Origin of the sequence: Jeotgalibacillus alimentarius, from assembly GCF_000829445.1 — a bacterium.
In the GTDB taxonomy this organism is placed as follows: Bacteria; Bacillota; Bacilli; order Bacillales; family Jeotgalibacillaceae; genus Jeotgalibacillus; species Jeotgalibacillus alimentarius.
Window position 1 is genome coordinate 44,232 of record NZ_JXRQ01000029.1, and the last position, 14,979, is coordinate 59,210.

Consider the following 14,979-nt stretch of genomic DNA (forward strand, 5'->3'; position numbering starts at 1 on the left):
CCTGCTGGAGTCGTCCCCCTTCCGCTGCAATCAACAGCTGTGCTAAAACAACATTGGGCTTTAACATAGCCAAAATAAAAAAACTCCCTCTGCGACAGACAGAAGAAGAACCTTTTTACTCCTGTCTTATCTTTCAGGTGATCTCACCTGATGGATGTAGCACCTTTCTGACTATGTCAGCGGTTGCCGGGCTTCACAGGGCCATATCCCTCCACCACTCTCGATAAGAGCTATTCACTTTAATACGCTAATCCTATAACATCACTTGGATTTAGTCAATACTTAATGTGTGAATTTTCTAATCTATTCTATAAACGAAATATCATGAACCGTTTCGCTGCGCTTCGGGCGGATGCTTTCCGGACGGAGGTTGCTGAGCCTCCTCGCCTTCGGCTGCGGGGTCTCAGCTTCCCTCTAATCGTCCCGGAGTCACCGCCCTACGCTCCGCTGCACTTAGATTTCAATAAACTGAAGTGTTACGATTCAAACTTTATATATGACTTCTATAATTAATATAAATATATACAAAAAAACTGATGGCATCTGCCATCAGCTTTCAATATCTTTATCATCTTCAATTCCATCGATCACGCGCTTTTCAATGCGGACTTTGGTAATTTTGTTCTTTTCCATTTCAAGAACAGTAACACGCAGGTGCTGGTAATCAAATTCATCGCCTTCTTCAGGTAAATGACCGATTTCTTTTAGCACAAATCCGGCAAGTACATCCTGCTCCTCAGGAATTTTAGTTGAAAATACTTCATTCAGCCTGTGAATATTCAGCTTACCGTGGCAGACAATTGTACGTTCTGTCAGCTCATCGATCCATGACTCTTCTTCATCATCATTTTCGTCAGCAATCTCCTGGCCGATCATCGCTTCAATAATATCTTCATGCGTGATGATACCAAGCGTACCGCCATACTCATCAAGCACAATCGCGAAATGCTTTTTCGCCTGAAGCATCCGTTTGAAAATGCGTTCAATTGATGTTGTCTCAACTGTGAATAGTGGATCATTATCCATAAATTCAGTCAGCGGCTTCTCAGGCGTCAGTGACCATTCAATCACCTGCTTGGAATGAAACACACCAACGATGTTATCCATATTTTCTTTATATACAGGATAGCGCGTATACGGATTATCAATGACATAATCACGCACTTCTTCATAAGTCGTCTCAATCGGGATCCCGATAATATCAACACGCGGCGTTTTCATTGCATCGCCTACGTCCTTTTTCTGAAAATCAAGCACACCTTTAATACGAAGTGATTCATCACCTAAAAATGTCCCTTCAGTTGATGCGATATCAACCATTGTACGAAGCTCTTCTTTGGTAATCGTGGCTTCCTTAATATCACCTTTTGAAAGAATGCGGATGACGATATTTGTAAACTTAGATAAAAACCATGTAATTGGCTTAAAGATCGTCATGAGAACCCGGATGACCGGAGCAACAATATAAGCAATGCGGTCTGCAAACGTAGCTGCAATCGTTTTTGGCAGCACTTCCGAAAAAATAATTAACGTTACAGTCAGGATCCCGGTTGCCAGAGCTACCTCAACATTGTACTCAATGGCAATAACAGTCACGAGTACAGGTAACAGGATATTGGAAATATTATTCCCAATCAGGATTGTCGTGATCATCTGATCCGGCTTTGATACTTGTTTTAACAGCTTTTCAGCCGCACGATCACCCTGTTCGGCACGGGTCTTAACCTTCATTTTGTTAACAGCAGTAAGCGCTGTCTCACTCCCTGATAAAAAGAATGAGGCAAAAAGCAGAGCAGCTATGGCTATAAATTCCAACGATATTCCTCCTGGTTAATTAGCAGTATGTAAAAAATATAGATAGCACTAGCGTATACTATCCGTTCTGAAAATTCCACTGTCATATACTGAAAAATCAATCTTTTTGTCGATAAGGGAAAGTAAATTGAAATGAATTAAAATGTGGAGTAATGTTAAAGAGGATTGGTGATCTGCATTACGGGAGCGGCATTACATAATACCTAAAACAACGAAAGCCCTAGCCTCTCTTTCGTCCTTGCAGCTCCGAAGCTGCGCCAGTGTGAATCAGATATTACTTTAAAACGATTAATACGTTCTTAAAGTAATCTGGAATTTTTGGTCTGAATCGGTTCGGTGAGATAGAACCTTTAGAAGTGCACAGTCATCTGCGTAGTAGTTTGAAGTACTGCTCCGGGCAACGACCCCGGTTTTTTAGAGGGTTTTTGCTTCAATCGGTGAAATAGCTTAACTGCTTAGCGTCATCAGAAGATGAGACGCTGAATTCAGGCCTTGGATTTCCAGACCTTGTTATTTAATTATGGCGGCTGGCGATATCCGCCGAACAACCGCTCCCGTAAAACGATCAACCACTAGCATAACAGAGCACCAATACACTGTCAAATTTTATTAAGGAGTGTTTGAACATGACATTAGATCAATACTTTCAACACAATCGTGACCGCCATCTTGCAGAACTGACAGAATGGCTCTCGATCCCAAGCGTCAGCTCTCTTTCAGAACATAAGCAGGATACATTAAAAGGCGGCGAATGGATTGCAGAAAATCTGCGTAAGATCGGTATGGAAAACGTACAGATGATCCAGACAGCAGGACATCCAGTTGTCTACGGAGACTGGCTTCATGCAGAAGGCGCACCAACCGTTTTAGTATACGGTCACTACGACGTGCAGCCTGTTGACCCGCTTCACCTGTGGGAAACGGAACCATTTAAGCCTGCGATCCGCGACAATAAAATTTTCGCGCGCGGCGCAACGGATGATAAAGGGCAATCATTTATGCACGTAAAAGCAGTTGAAGCATTATTGAAGGAAAAAGGCAGTCTGCCGGTTAATCTGAAGTTTCTAATCGAAGGTGAAGAAGAGATCGGCAGCGTGAACCTTCCTAAGTTTGTTGAAGAAAATCAGGACCTGCTTGCATCAGATGTCATTGTAATTTCAGATACAGGCATGCAGGAAAAAGGTCAGCCCGCGATCTGCTACGGCCTGCGTGGTCTTGCCGGAGTCCAGATCGATGTGAAAGGCGCGAAAGGCGACCTTCATTCAGGACTTTATGGCGGCGCTGTACAAAACGCACTTCATGCGCTTGTCAGACTGCTGGACTCATTCCGTGACGAGAACGGTGTCATTCAGGTCGACCGCTTCTATGATAAAGTCGAACCGCTTACTGATGAAGAAAAGACAGCTTATGAAGCATTAAACTTTTCTGACGAAGCTTTGAAGAAAGAACTTGAAATTGATGCGCTATTCGGTGAAAAAGGCTATACCTCACTTGAGCGCATGTGGACACGTCCAACCCTTGAGATCAATGGTATGTGGGGTGGATTTGAAGGTGAAGGTATTAAAACAGTTCTGCCAAACGAAGCTCACGCAAAAATTACATGCCGCTTAGTTCCACATCAGGATCCAGATGAAATCGTAGAGCTGCTGACAAAGCACGTCAACGCCCATACGCCTCCTGGTGTCACTGTTGAAGTCACACCATTTGATAAGGGTGCACCATATGTAACGCCGTATGATCACCCTGCGATTCAGGCTGCAGGCGCCTCGTATGAAAGAGTATACGGTGTCCCAACACAGTTTATCCGTGGCGGGGGTTCTATCCCGATCGTCGCAACTTTTGACCAGATTCTCCAAAAGCCGATCGTGCTTATGGGCTTTGGACTGCCGGGCGAGAACTTTCATGCGCCAAATGAGCATTTCCATCTCGAAAACTTTGATCAGGGGCTGCGCGTAATTGCGGATTATTACAGCACGCTTCCTGAAGTGTTGAAGAAATAAGTAATTTTGCCGCCGCTCCTTTTGGGGTGGCGGTTTTTTGTGATGCTTGCGGATACCAGCTTGGAAAATGGTGGAGATGTGGGGCGGCGGGCGGATAGGTCTTTTTACACTTTTCTGCGAACGTTCGTGGTTTTTCTCCGAACATGACCGGTTGAACGTCGAACATGGCTGCCTGAACGCCGAACATCAGCAGTTGAACGCCGAACACCACCGGTTTTCCCACGAACCACACCCAAAAACCCCAAACAAAAAACCGCCTGGCACCATCGCCAAACGGTTCTCTCAACTATTAAGTATCCATCAGCCGGTTGCTTGCGATCAACCTGTACACCGTACTGACCGACCGATTTTTTTGTTCCCATTCTTCTGTAATCACATCAGGAATCTTGTATGACTGCTCCATCCGGATCATTAAGTCTGCATACCTTTCATCTAGTAAATCTACTGGGATGACTTCTGCTTTTAATGTATGGAATTCCTGTAAAATGCTTTGAAGTGTCATCTCTGACAATCCTCTCTTCTCTCAATTTACTTCGTGCACCTTACTATTCCCACATAACAAAGACTGTCAAACCATTTCCAGAGCATTTCATTCAAAAGTCATATCGTTCTTGATGACCTGAGTGCGAGAAGCTCTCCCCAGTTCTTAATTCCCCTGTCCTTTACGCGTTCACAAAGCTCACAAAACAAGTAAGCAGCGGTCATCGCATCCCCAAGTGCTGTGTGACGATCATACATTCTTGTTTCAAAAACCGACGCATAATAAGCAAGATCCTTCATCTCCCAGGTCGGCACTAGATATGACAAAAGATCAAGCGTATCGATTGCCGGCGGCTCCTGAAAGCGGAGAGAATTCCGCCTGAGCTCATGTTTTAAGACCAGGAGATCAAAAGAAAGATAGTGACCGGCAAGAGCATGCGTCTGAAACTCCCTGCCTTTTTCAAACAGCGATTCAATAACTTCCATTGAATCAGGGGCTCCCTCCACATCCGCTGCAGTAATTGACGTCAGATCTGTAATGACAGGTGGAATATCCCTTTTCGGATTCACGTATGATTGAAACGCTTCTTTTTCAAGTACCTTTAAACCCGATACCGGCACTGCCCCCACTTCAATCAGACGGTCACTCTTTCCGACTGCGAATCCGGTAGTTTCAGTGTCCACAACGAGCAGATTCAGTTCATTCAGTGGAGTGGAAAGCGGAATATCTGTGATGATCTGATCATCAAATTTCTTAGACCATATCTGCATGACGCTTCCTCCTTCACACGCCCAGTTCCCTTACTGCTGACTGCTGAAAATTCCGCAGCGTTTCGAGAGATCTGGACAGTATTGCTTTTTCACGGGAAGTCAGATGATCGGGCCTGACTTCAGAAGTGCCTTCCTGTTTGCGCTGAAGATTGAGCGAGAGGATAAAATCAACACTCTCCTTTAACTCTGTCTCATCTTCTATTCTTCCTTTTTCCGTCAGCCTGGCGATTCGCTCAGCAGTTGATCCTTCTATCACTCCTGCAAGGATCGAGCTGATCTGAAGTGCATGATGGAATGGAAAAAGCACCTGCTTTTTCAGATCGATCACTTTTCCTTCACGCAGCAGCAGGCTTCTTATCCGGTGATCAATTGACGGGATTGGCGTGGATCTGATTTCTTCTGCCATTTGCCTGAGCAGCACTCCTGAATGCTTCAGTTCTTTTTCAATCCCGCTGATAAATGCATGATGGACTTCAGCACTGCCATACAGGTGTCTCATCGCAAAAAAATTATAGGCGTATAAGATATTTTGCGGAGTCGAGCGCAGCGCCCACCTCCTGATCAGCTGCTGCCAGTCTGATACTGACCCTCTCCATATCGGATTACTGATCATCATATCTCCGTCACATAATGAAAATCCGGCCATTTCCAACAGTGATGTAACAGCAGCCCCCAGCTTTTTAAAATAAGCTTCTTCTGTCTCTCCATTCTTTTCAAAAACAAGGAAGTGATCCTGGTCTGTCATCTGAAACTGTTCTCCACGCCCGGCACTCCCCATCTGGTAGAAGGCAAAATCGCATGGCGGCTCCCCGGTTTGTCTGACCGCTTCATTCAGAATCTGTACGGTGAGCTGGTCAAATAACGGTGTCATAGCTGAAGACAGCAGGCGGATACTTGCACGTTCTTCAATTAAACGGGAAGCCATTTTTTTCAGATCGGCTGACAGCTTTCCGAGCGTATCAGGCTGAAGTGAGTAAATCTCTTTCATTAAATGCTGAATAGAGCGGTGGCGCTGTTTCAGCACATCAGACAACGTCAGCATGCCAACGGGACGCTCTCTGTCATCAAGCACGACGATATGCCGAAGGTCTCCCTCAAGCTGAAAAACTGAGAGTGCATCATAATAGTAGGCACTTCGCTTAATCACTGCACATTTTCTCCCGATATCAGACAGGTTGTCCTGCAATGGCTTTTTGTCAGCGATCGCCTTCATGACTTCTCTCATTGACACAATATATGGCGTGTCTTTTTTCACATAGACAGCTGCACTCAGCGCGTGACGGGTCATAAAGACAATTGCTTCTTCGATGGTGCTGTCAGCTGAAACGGTAAGCAGCGGGGAGGACATCATGTCCTGCACCCGCTGAAATACCTGCTTTTGCTGTTCAGTCCATCCAGCCTGCTGCATCTGTTCAGTCAGAGACTGATATACATCCTGCAGGCGGAAGATCGTTTTTTCAAGAAAGTACTGCTGTACAGAAGGCTCCCCCCAGAGCTCTTTCAGTACATTGTAAGGGATGAACAGACCTTGCGTTGTTTCGAGCGCAAGGATCTCTACTGTGTTAACCGGTTCATCCGATGGTTTTAACATCGTACTGATACTTGCAAGCCCGACAATTTCGCCGGGACCTGCAAGCTCAAGCACTTCTCTTTCATTCTGGAACCCTGATGCATACACTTCCGCAAGGCCGGATGTGATAAGCAGAATTCCTTCCCTTTTTTTACGTGCATCCGCTATTAAAACACCTTTGTCGTACTGCCGCTCCTGACATGCCTGATAGAGCCTGCTGAACGATTCATCAGATCTGTTTTTAAAAAGCGGTGTCTCTTTGATAAATGCTTTGATCGGTTCACCATCACGTGGATGGCGGTACGTCGCTTCCGTCATCAAGCCACACCTCTCCGTCCCGGTAGGTCATCTGTTCAGGATAACGAAGGTCGATAACCTCCTCCTGAATCTTCTGTGAAGGCGGTTTTGTTGCAAGTGATACAACTACGTTAGTAATAATGGCTGCTGATGCTCCGAATACGCCGGCACCTGTATCGATAATACCCAGGATTGTAAATCCTCCGTATTTGGCAGCAAAGATGTAACCGAGCGTAACAGACAACCCGACCAGCATCCCTGCAATAACCCCTTTCGCATTCGAACGCTTCCACCACACACCAAGCAGCAGCGCAGGGAAGAATGATCCCGATGCGAGTGCGAATGCCCAGGCCACAATCTGTGTGATTGCCCCCGGTGGATTAAGCGCAATCACACCTGCAGCAAGTGAAGCAAGGACGATTGACCAGCGGCCGACAGCCAGACGTTTTTTATCTGAAGCATTCGGATTAATTGAACGGAAATAAATATCATGTGACAGTGATGCAGAAATAGCGATCATCAGACCACCTGCTGTTGATAGTGCGGCAGCCATTGCACCAGCTGCCATCAGCCCGATCACAAACACGCCGAGATTTGCGATTTCAGGTGTGGCCATAACAACAATGTCATTGGCAATCTGAAGTTCCTGCCACTGCAGAATCCCATCCCCGCTTGTATCGGCGACCTGGAGCATACCTGTATCAACCCAGGATGCAGTCCATGCAGGAAGCTGATTAATTGGTGAGCCTGCAACCTGCGTCATTAAGATAAAACGTGAGAATGCGGCATAAGCAGGTGCAGAAAGGTAAAGAAGTCCAATGAATAACAGTGCCCATGCACCACTCCAGCGGGCAGCTTTCATTGTTGAAACTGTATAGAATCGTACAATCACGTGAGGCAGTCCTGCAGTACCGGCCATCAATGTAAACATCAGCGCCAGGAACTGCCATTTGGTTCCTTCTGTGAACGGTACGACGTATTCAGAAATACCAAGCTCCCTGTCGAGTACCCTCATTTCCTCAATGATTGATCCGTAAGAAACCCAAGGCAGCGGATTATTTGTCAGCTGCAACGCCATGAAAATAACCGGTACCAGATAAGCTGTGATTAACACCACATACTGTGCTACCTGCGTCCACGTGATCCCTTTCATCCCACCAAGTGCAGAGTAAAAGGCGATCAGACAGGCGCCGATAATTGTCCCGATCCGGTAATCCACTTCAAGCAGACGGCCAATAACAACACCTGACCCTGACATCTGTCCAATTGAGTAAGTAAAACTGATAATAATTGTTGCAACGGCTGCAATCAGACGTGCCAGATTACTGCCATAACGGTCCCCGATGAATTCAGGCACTGTATAGCGGCCGTATTTACGAAGCTGAGGTGCCATCAGGAAGGTTAGTAATAAATAACCCCCGGTCCACCCCATAATATATCCGAGCCCGTCATACCCCATAACCATGACGGTTCCGGCCATCCCGATGAATGAAGCTGCACTCATCCAGTCAGCACCGATCGCCATCCCGTTGTAGATCGGCGGGACCCCACGCCCGGCTACGTAGAAGTCAGAAGTTGCTTTTGCCTGATTATAAATGGCAATTCCTATGTAAAGTCCAAATGTAACAAGTATAAATGCCAATGATACTAAAAACTGAGTATCCATTCTCTTCCCCCTTTGAATGACTTACTATCCATTTTAGTTGTCCAGTCGATTATCCCCTTTAATGATCAACTGTTTTTCCTGACCCGATTGATTCGTTACGCGCTTCATCGATTCCATACTTTTTATCGACTCTGTCACTGACAATCGCATTGACAAACAGCAGAATAATGAACGTCAGCACAGCACCCTGTGCACCCATATAATAGTGGAGCGGAATGCCGTTGAACGTAATCTCTGACAGCGGCTCAGCAAACAGGACAACACCGTATGAAACAGTCGCTCCAATCGCCAGATAAATCATAATGAGCGTTGTACGTGTCTTGAAATAAGAATCAGCCACTTTCTTGTCAATCTTCTTCATATTTCTCCCCCTTTTCCAATTAGCCCCTTAAATCAAAAATAAATGTCACCGTGTCCCAAAACGGCATCGGCACCTTTGCAATTTCAACCACGAGAAGCGCTGCAACAGCAATCAAAGGTGTAAACAGCAGCTTCTTCTTCAGCTTCAATGCAAAGAAGACTGACAACACAGTGAGTATTCCAATAAACCATACTGAAAACATATAATCCCCCTTTTGTAAGCGTTATCATTTTGTTGTAAAAAAGTATGAATATTCGACCTTTTTACCTTATTCATTCAATTAGCACCTGATGTCAAGAATTGTTCACAACTTGAAAAGGGTATTTAGTCCTGTAACAGTCACCCTTTCATTACCTGTACTTCTATAAAAAGGTTGTCATACCGTTTTGTAAAGAAATACTTTAAAACTGTATTAATAAAGAAAACTGACGAAACTTTTTTCGAATTCAAAGTAATTTTCTTCTCTGGACTTTTGCGGTTTGAAGTGCATTTTGTGATATACTGAACAAAAATTGAAACGGGGTTTTTCACATGAACGGTCAGAAAAGAAGCGATATCACTCCCGGCAAACAGGTGGATATTGTCTTAAAAAAAGACCAGCGATCAGGTAACCTGACCACTGGTACAGTAAAAGATATTTTAACAAATTCACCAAGCCATCCGCATGGCATCAAAGTGCGTCTTGAGGATGGACAGGTTGGTCGCGTGAAGAAGGTTTACTGATTTTGATGACGCTGCGGTCCGGAGGTTAGTCTCCGGACCGCTTTTTTGCATTGGAATGGGGTAGGTCTAATTACACTATACGTCGAAGTTTGCTCTGGTAGTGGCGAACCGCACTTGTTTTGCGTCGAACATGACTGTTTGAACATCGAACGAGCAGTGTTTTACACCGAACATCCCGGGGCGGACGCCGAACCCCAACCACCACACTACTCTATTGACGTCATCGCCACTCCTCCGGCAGCAGCTGCTGATACTGACCCGTCAGATAACGGTCATCGATCAGCAGCAGAATCCCACTGTCTGTTTCGGTCCGGATCAGCCGGCCGCCAGCCTGAAGGACTTTATTCATGCCGGGGAATACGTAAGCATACTGATAGCCATTCAGGCCTTTTTCCTGAAAATACTTTTTCAGCTGATCACGCTCAGGATTAATCTGAGGCAGCCCAACTCCGACAATCGCAACGCCTGTCAGCTGTTCACCCGGCAGATCAACGCCTTCTGAGAAGACACCGCCGAGCACCGCAAACGCTGCGATCCTGTTCCCGCTTTTAAAAGCAGCAAGAAATTCATCGCGCTCAGTCTCATCCATTCCTGCAGACTGCATCCTCAGATCTGTACCTTCTATCCCTTCTTCCTCAAAATACTCATATGCCATTTTCATATAAGCATAAGAAGGGAAAAAGATCAGGAAGTTGCCTGTATGACGCCGGATGGCTTCCCTCAGCTCATCTGTAATTCTTTTAATAGTCGCTTCACGATCTTTATATTTTGTCGACACCGGCACTGTCCTGACCTCAATCTGCTCTTTGCTGAAAGGAGAAGGCAGATCGAGCTGGAAATCCTCCTGTTCACCGCCAAGCATCGTTCTGATATAGGATACAGGCTGCATCGTAGCACTGAAGAACACTGAGGCCCTGTACCCTTTAGCTGACCCCTGAATAAATGCTGATGGATCCATACAGACGATCTTAACCAGCACGTCACTGCGCATTTTCTGAATATAAATGTAAAAGCGTTCATCCACCTGCTCAGCAGCTGCGATCAGCTGGCGCACAGCAAAATACTGATCAATCACCTGCTCATCCCGCACGCCTGACTGCACGAGCCGCTCCGCTTCTGTATAAAAATCCTGCACAGCTTCAAGCCACTGCTCCGGCAGCTTATGTACAATCGCAAATGACTCCTCAAGCTGTTTTTTCACTTCAAGGAATGCTTTATTCACACGCTTCGCCGCCTGACTGAGCGCCGGGTGCTGATCATTTCTGCTGATCTGCAAAAATGGCTGTTTCGTCAGCGCTGCAGAATACATACTGCTCGCCCGGTCCGGCAGATTGTGCGCCTCATCAACAAGCAGCACGGCACGGCTTTTCTGTTCCCCGGCCATCCGTTTTCTCGACACGCGCGGATCAAAAATATAGTTATAATCTCCAATCATCGCATCTGTTACATATGACAGATCCATCGAAAATTCAAAAGGGCATACGCGATGCTTCATAGCATAAGACTCAATCACACTGCGCGTCATCAGCGTCTCATGCTCAAGAATATCCATCATTGCCCCGTTGATTCTGTCAAAGTGACCATCAGCAAATTCACAGTATTCCTTCTGACAGATCGTTTTTTCTTTAAAGCAGATTTTATCCTTTGCAGTCATGGAAACAGCAGACATCTTTAAACCGCTTCCCTGCATCAGCTGAAAAGCTTCTTCGGCTGCAATACGGGTCGTCGTTTTAGCAGTCGTATAGACGATCTGATTCACTTTCCCTTCGCCGGCAGCTTTGATCGCAGGGAACAATGTTGAGATGGTTTTACCAATCCCTGTCGGCGCCTGGGCAAACAGCTTTGCTTTTTCATCAATCGTCTTATAGACTGAGCCCGCCAGCTGCCGCTGTCCTGGTCTGAATGCGGGAAATGGAAAGCTGAGTGATTCAATCGATGACTGCCTTTCTGACTTCAGACGCTGCATCAATGTCGCAAACGGTTCATAGATTCGTACCATCTCAATTACTTTATTGCGCAAAAATGCCGCTTCATATGTATCGATAAAACGCTTCTCTTCACGCGTGGATGACTGCACATACGTCACCTGCACCTGAATCTCCTGAAGCGCCATCTCTTCCGTTAAAATCCACGCATAGACAAACGCCTGCGCTTTGTGGACCTCTGCAGGCGATTCTATATCTTCTAGCTGTCTTGAGGTAGATTTAATCTCATCTACAATATATCCGCTCTCACGCTTCAAGAGGCCGTCACAGCGCCCCTCTAACACAAACGTTTTATCATCAAACTCAAGTCTGCGTGACAGGAATTTTTCTTTTTCATCTTCATCGCCATACGTTTTCTGGATCGCCTGATGGATTCTGGTTCCTTCCATCATAGCGTTCGCACTGCCAATTGCAGCATCAATACTGCCGCTGCGGTGGACGTATTCGGCGAGTCTTCTGGCAGATAAGGTAACCGGATCCATCAGATGTTCCTCCTTTTGGCGGTTTTGATCAGAGCGTCTGAATCACACACACCTTCAAATAATCACCGGGCGGATAGCCTTCAGTCGTCCGGAAGTCATCCGGCAGCGAGAAGGTTTCAATGATTTTATAACGCATACCTTTTTCTATAAAGGCCTGATCAATGAAAGACTTAAACTTTTTCATATCAAATGAAGCTGCGTTGGTTGATGCAACAATCACGCCTTTTTTCTCTGTAATATCGATTGCCTGTTTGACAAGGTTTTTGTAATCTTTTGATGCTGAAAATGTATGTTTTTTTGAACGGGCAAAGCTTGGCGGATCCATGACAACAAGGTCAAACTTCACGTCATTTTTCACACAGTAATTAAAGTAGCGGAAAACATCACGTACCAGAATATCCTGCGCCTCATAGTCAATGCCATTCATACTGAACTGTTCAATCGTTTTCGGCACACTGCGGTTCGCAAGGTCAACACTAGTTGTTTTGACTGCGCCGCCAAGCGCTGCAAATACCGAAAATGCGCCTGTATAAGAGAACGTGTTCAACATGTTTTTACCTTTAGCATACTTATCACGGATCGCTTTACGGACGTTGCGCTGATCAAGGAACACACCCGTCATCGCACCGTCATTCAGATAGACTGCAAAGTGCGCACCGTTTTCTTTCACTACAAGCGGAAAATCAGGACGCTCCCCTTTTACAAAGTCATCATCTTCTACGTACTGCCCTTTTGAATCAAACCGTTTCTTCTCGTAAATACTTTTAAAGTCGAGAACCTGTTCAAACGCATGCAGGATCTCATCTCTGAACTCATAAATTCCTTTACTGTACCAGGTAAACAGATAATGACCTGCATAGTGATCGATCGTCAGACCGCCGATTCCGTCACCTTCCCCGTTGAACAGACGGAATGCATCTGTCTGGTCATCATTGAAGAAGGCTTCTCTGTGTGAAGCTGCATCTTCAATCTTCTTTTTAAAAAACGCTTCACCAATCTCTTCCTGCTGATTCCAAGTTAATAGCCAGCCCGAGCCTTTATTCTGCTTACCCAGATATCCTTTTGCAAGAAATTGTCCACGCGGGTCAATTGCGGTGAATATCCGGCCTTCCTGATCATAATCACCCTGCTGAACCATTTCTTTCGTCAGCAGCGGCCACCCTTCACGGATTTTTTCCGAGAAGCCTTTTTTAATTGTTATTTTCGTCATCCTGAACCTCCGTACGGCTTTCAATGTAGTTTTTTAATTTTTGTAAATGGAATAATTCCTCTTTCGAAATCATGCGCACGATCATACCTTTAAATAACGAGCGGGCAAACCCCTGTGTTGTGATCGTTCCGTCAAATGTAACGAATGTACTGTTTTCATCTTCAGCACTGAATGTATAACGGAAGTTAATCTTTACACCATTTTGCTCACTGGTTACGGCATAGGATTTATTTTCAACGAACTCAGTTACAACGAGCTCTGACTGAACTTTCCGTCCGCCAAGGTCTCTCACTTCTTCATACCTGGTTCCTTTTGCCGGCGGCCCATCCGTCAGTTTCTTTATGCTGACCACCTGATCCATGATTTCAGGGGATTTCTCCATTTGAATGGTTTCCTGAAATACCGTTTCAAGCGGCCGTTCAATCACCATTGTCTGATTTAATGCACCCATCACTTGACCCTCCTGTACACTTTTACTTTTTTCCATTATAACGTGTTCACCGGTCTTATGCTGAGTAGACGACAGACGCCCTATTGAGTAATTGTTACATTTGTGTTACAATTGCATTTATAACGTGTTACTGAAAAACGAAAGGATGTACCTGACTGATGAAACATTTATCTAAGTTGCTGCTAATCAGCTGTGTGTTCCTCGTACTCATGGGAATGGTACGCGGTGAATACCGTTCGAAACAAAGTGCTGTAGCTGAAGAACTGCAAAAGCTTAATCCTGCATATAATGATGAACTCTCATATATAGATTTCTTAACCTACCGCGTCTTAAAAAACGGATCAGCCCGCGTCGCCACGCTTGGAAGCAGTGTGACAAAAGGCGTTGGTGCCGGTACACCGTCACAAACATGGCGTGCCCTGCTGCAGAATGAAATCCGCAGCACATCAAGACCGCTTAAGCATGTGACCATTGCAAACCATGGACATTCAGGCTACACATCAGAAATGCTCCTTCGTCCGGAAGTGATTGAAGGCGTACTGAAGAGCAGACCTGATCTGCTGATTCTCGAAACATCCGTGATTAATAACTACCGTCAGAGTGTCACGCTTGATGTCACAAAAGCGTCTCTAGAAGAACTCTATCGCACATTCACACAACGGATTCCTGGCGTTGAAATTCTCTTCATCTCTCCAAATCCGATTTTAAAAACAAACCTGACTGAATCAGGCCTGAATGAACTCGGACTGACATTTGCCGACTACAACAACCTGACAAAAGCAGTAGCCGCTGAAAACGGCTGGCACTACTTCGATACACATGATGCGATTTTAAATGAAATGACTGAGCGCAATATTGCACTCGAGGATATGCTCGATGATAAAATCCATCCAAATGCCCTTGGCTATGAGATGTGGTTTAACCAGCTGTACAATAACAAATTAACATTGCCGAATTTTGGCGAGTAAATGGAAAGAGCCTGAGAATCGTCTCAGGCTCTTTTAACCGTTTCGCTGCGCTTCAGGCGGATGCTTCTTGGGAGATGGTAGTAAAGCTTTTTAATCATCAAGCTTTATTAAAGCCCATTAATAACTTAACTCAGCTGGTGATTGGAGCGTAAGGGGACGACTCCAGCAGGAGAAGCGTGACAGGTGAGACCCCGCAGGCG

Annotated in this window: 13 protein-coding genes and 1 riboswitch; of the genes, 3 read left to right on the forward strand and 10 right to left on the reverse strand. The window is 45.5% G+C overall.

What is annotated here, in order from left to right; genetic code table 11:
- Positions 1 to 123 precede the first annotated feature (123 nt).
- Positions 124 to 230, reverse strand: a riboswitch (SAM riboswitch).
- A gap of 319 nt (positions 231 to 549) precedes the next feature.
- Positions 550 to 1,815, reverse strand: coding sequence for a hemolysin family protein (locus KP77_RS15145; protein ID WP_041123590.1), 1,266 nt, complete (start codon positions 1,813 to 1,815; stop codon positions 550 to 552).
- Between the two features lie 626 nt (positions 1,816 to 2,441).
- On the opposite strand from KP77_RS15145, the gene KP77_RS15150 reads away from it, so the two are divergent.
- The gene (locus KP77_RS15150) at positions 2,442 to 3,815 is read left to right on the forward strand and encodes a dipeptidase (protein ID WP_041123591.1); all 1,374 of its coding nucleotides are present in this window, start codon (positions 2,442 to 2,444) and stop codon (positions 3,813 to 3,815) included.
- A gap of 289 nt (positions 3,816 to 4,104) precedes the next feature.
- Here the strand turns inward: KP77_RS15150 and KP77_RS15155 are convergent, their stop codons facing one another.
- The 6 genes from KP77_RS15155 to KP77_RS15180 all read right to left on the reverse strand — a co-directional run bounded on the left by KP77_RS15155 (position 4,105) and on the right by KP77_RS15180 (position 9,162).
- Positions 4,105 to 4,317, reverse strand: coding sequence for a hypothetical protein (locus KP77_RS15155; protein WP_041123592.1), 213 nt, complete (start codon positions 4,315 to 4,317; stop codon positions 4,105 to 4,107).
- 98 nt (positions 4,318 to 4,415) lie between these two features.
- Positions 4,416 to 5,066, reverse strand: a complete 651-nt coding sequence (locus KP77_RS15160) for a 3'-5' exonuclease (protein ID WP_041123593.1) — start codon at positions 5,064 to 5,066, stop codon at positions 4,416 to 4,418.
- Positions 5,067 to 5,079: 13 nt separating this feature from the next.
- Positions 5,080 to 6,954 carry a DUF294 nucleotidyltransferase-like domain-containing protein gene (locus tag KP77_RS15165; RefSeq protein ID WP_041123594.1) on the reverse strand — a complete coding sequence of 625 codons (1,875 nt, stop codon included), beginning with the start codon at positions 6,952 to 6,954 and terminating at the stop codon, positions 5,080 to 5,082.
- Positions 6,923 to 8,599, reverse strand: a complete 1,677-nt coding sequence (locus KP77_RS15170; RefSeq protein ID WP_041123595.1) for a sodium:solute symporter family protein — start codon at positions 8,597 to 8,599, stop codon at positions 6,923 to 6,925. The genes KP77_RS15165 and KP77_RS15170 overlap by 32 nt, the downstream gene beginning before the upstream one ends.
- 58 nt (positions 8,600 to 8,657) lie before the next feature.
- Positions 8,658 to 8,960 (reverse strand): DUF4212 domain-containing protein, encoded by a 303-nt coding sequence (locus KP77_RS15175; protein WP_041123596.1) that lies wholly within the window; start codon positions 8,958 to 8,960, stop codon positions 8,658 to 8,660.
- Between the two features lie 19 nt (positions 8,961 to 8,979).
- Positions 8,980 to 9,162 carry a hypothetical protein gene (locus KP77_RS15180; protein WP_041123597.1) on the reverse strand — a complete coding sequence of 61 codons (183 nt, stop codon included), beginning with the start codon at positions 9,160 to 9,162 and terminating at the stop codon, positions 8,980 to 8,982.
- Between the two features lie 329 nt (positions 9,163 to 9,491).
- Here KP77_RS15180 and KP77_RS15185 point away from each other — a divergent pair, with 329 nt between their 5' ends.
- Positions 9,492 to 9,683: a YwbE family protein gene (locus KP77_RS15185; RefSeq protein ID WP_041123598.1), complete on the forward strand. Its 192-nt coding sequence runs from the start codon at positions 9,492 to 9,494 to the stop codon at positions 9,681 to 9,683.
- Positions 9,684 to 9,903: 220 nt separating this feature from the next.
- Here the strand turns inward: KP77_RS15185 and KP77_RS15190 are convergent, their stop codons facing one another.
- From KP77_RS15190 to KP77_RS15200, 3 genes are read right to left on the reverse strand one after another with little or no spacing between them, the layout of a single operon-like run.
- Complete coding sequence (locus KP77_RS15190; protein WP_235420734.1) at positions 9,904 to 12,150, reverse strand: helicase C-terminal domain-containing protein; 2,247 nt, start codon at positions 12,148 to 12,150, stop codon at positions 9,904 to 9,906.
- A 28-nt stretch (positions 12,151 to 12,178) separates the two neighbouring features.
- Positions 12,179 to 13,360, reverse strand: a complete 1,182-nt coding sequence (locus KP77_RS15195) for a class I SAM-dependent rRNA methyltransferase (RefSeq protein ID WP_041123600.1) — start codon at positions 13,358 to 13,360, stop codon at positions 12,179 to 12,181.
- On the reverse strand, positions 13,341 to 13,811 hold the full coding sequence (locus KP77_RS15200) for an SRPBCC family protein (RefSeq protein ID WP_041123601.1): 471 nt from the start codon (positions 13,809 to 13,811) through the stop codon (positions 13,341 to 13,343). Before KP77_RS15200 ends, KP77_RS15195 begins: the two co-directional genes overlap by 20 nt.
- Positions 13,812 to 13,969: 158 nt before the next feature.
- Between KP77_RS15200 and KP77_RS15205 the strand changes: the two genes are divergently transcribed.
- On the forward strand, positions 13,970 to 14,779 hold the full coding sequence (locus tag KP77_RS15205) for an SGNH/GDSL hydrolase family protein (protein WP_041123602.1): 810 nt from the start codon (positions 13,970 to 13,972) through the stop codon (positions 14,777 to 14,779).
- Positions 14,780 to 14,979 lie beyond the last annotated feature (200 nt).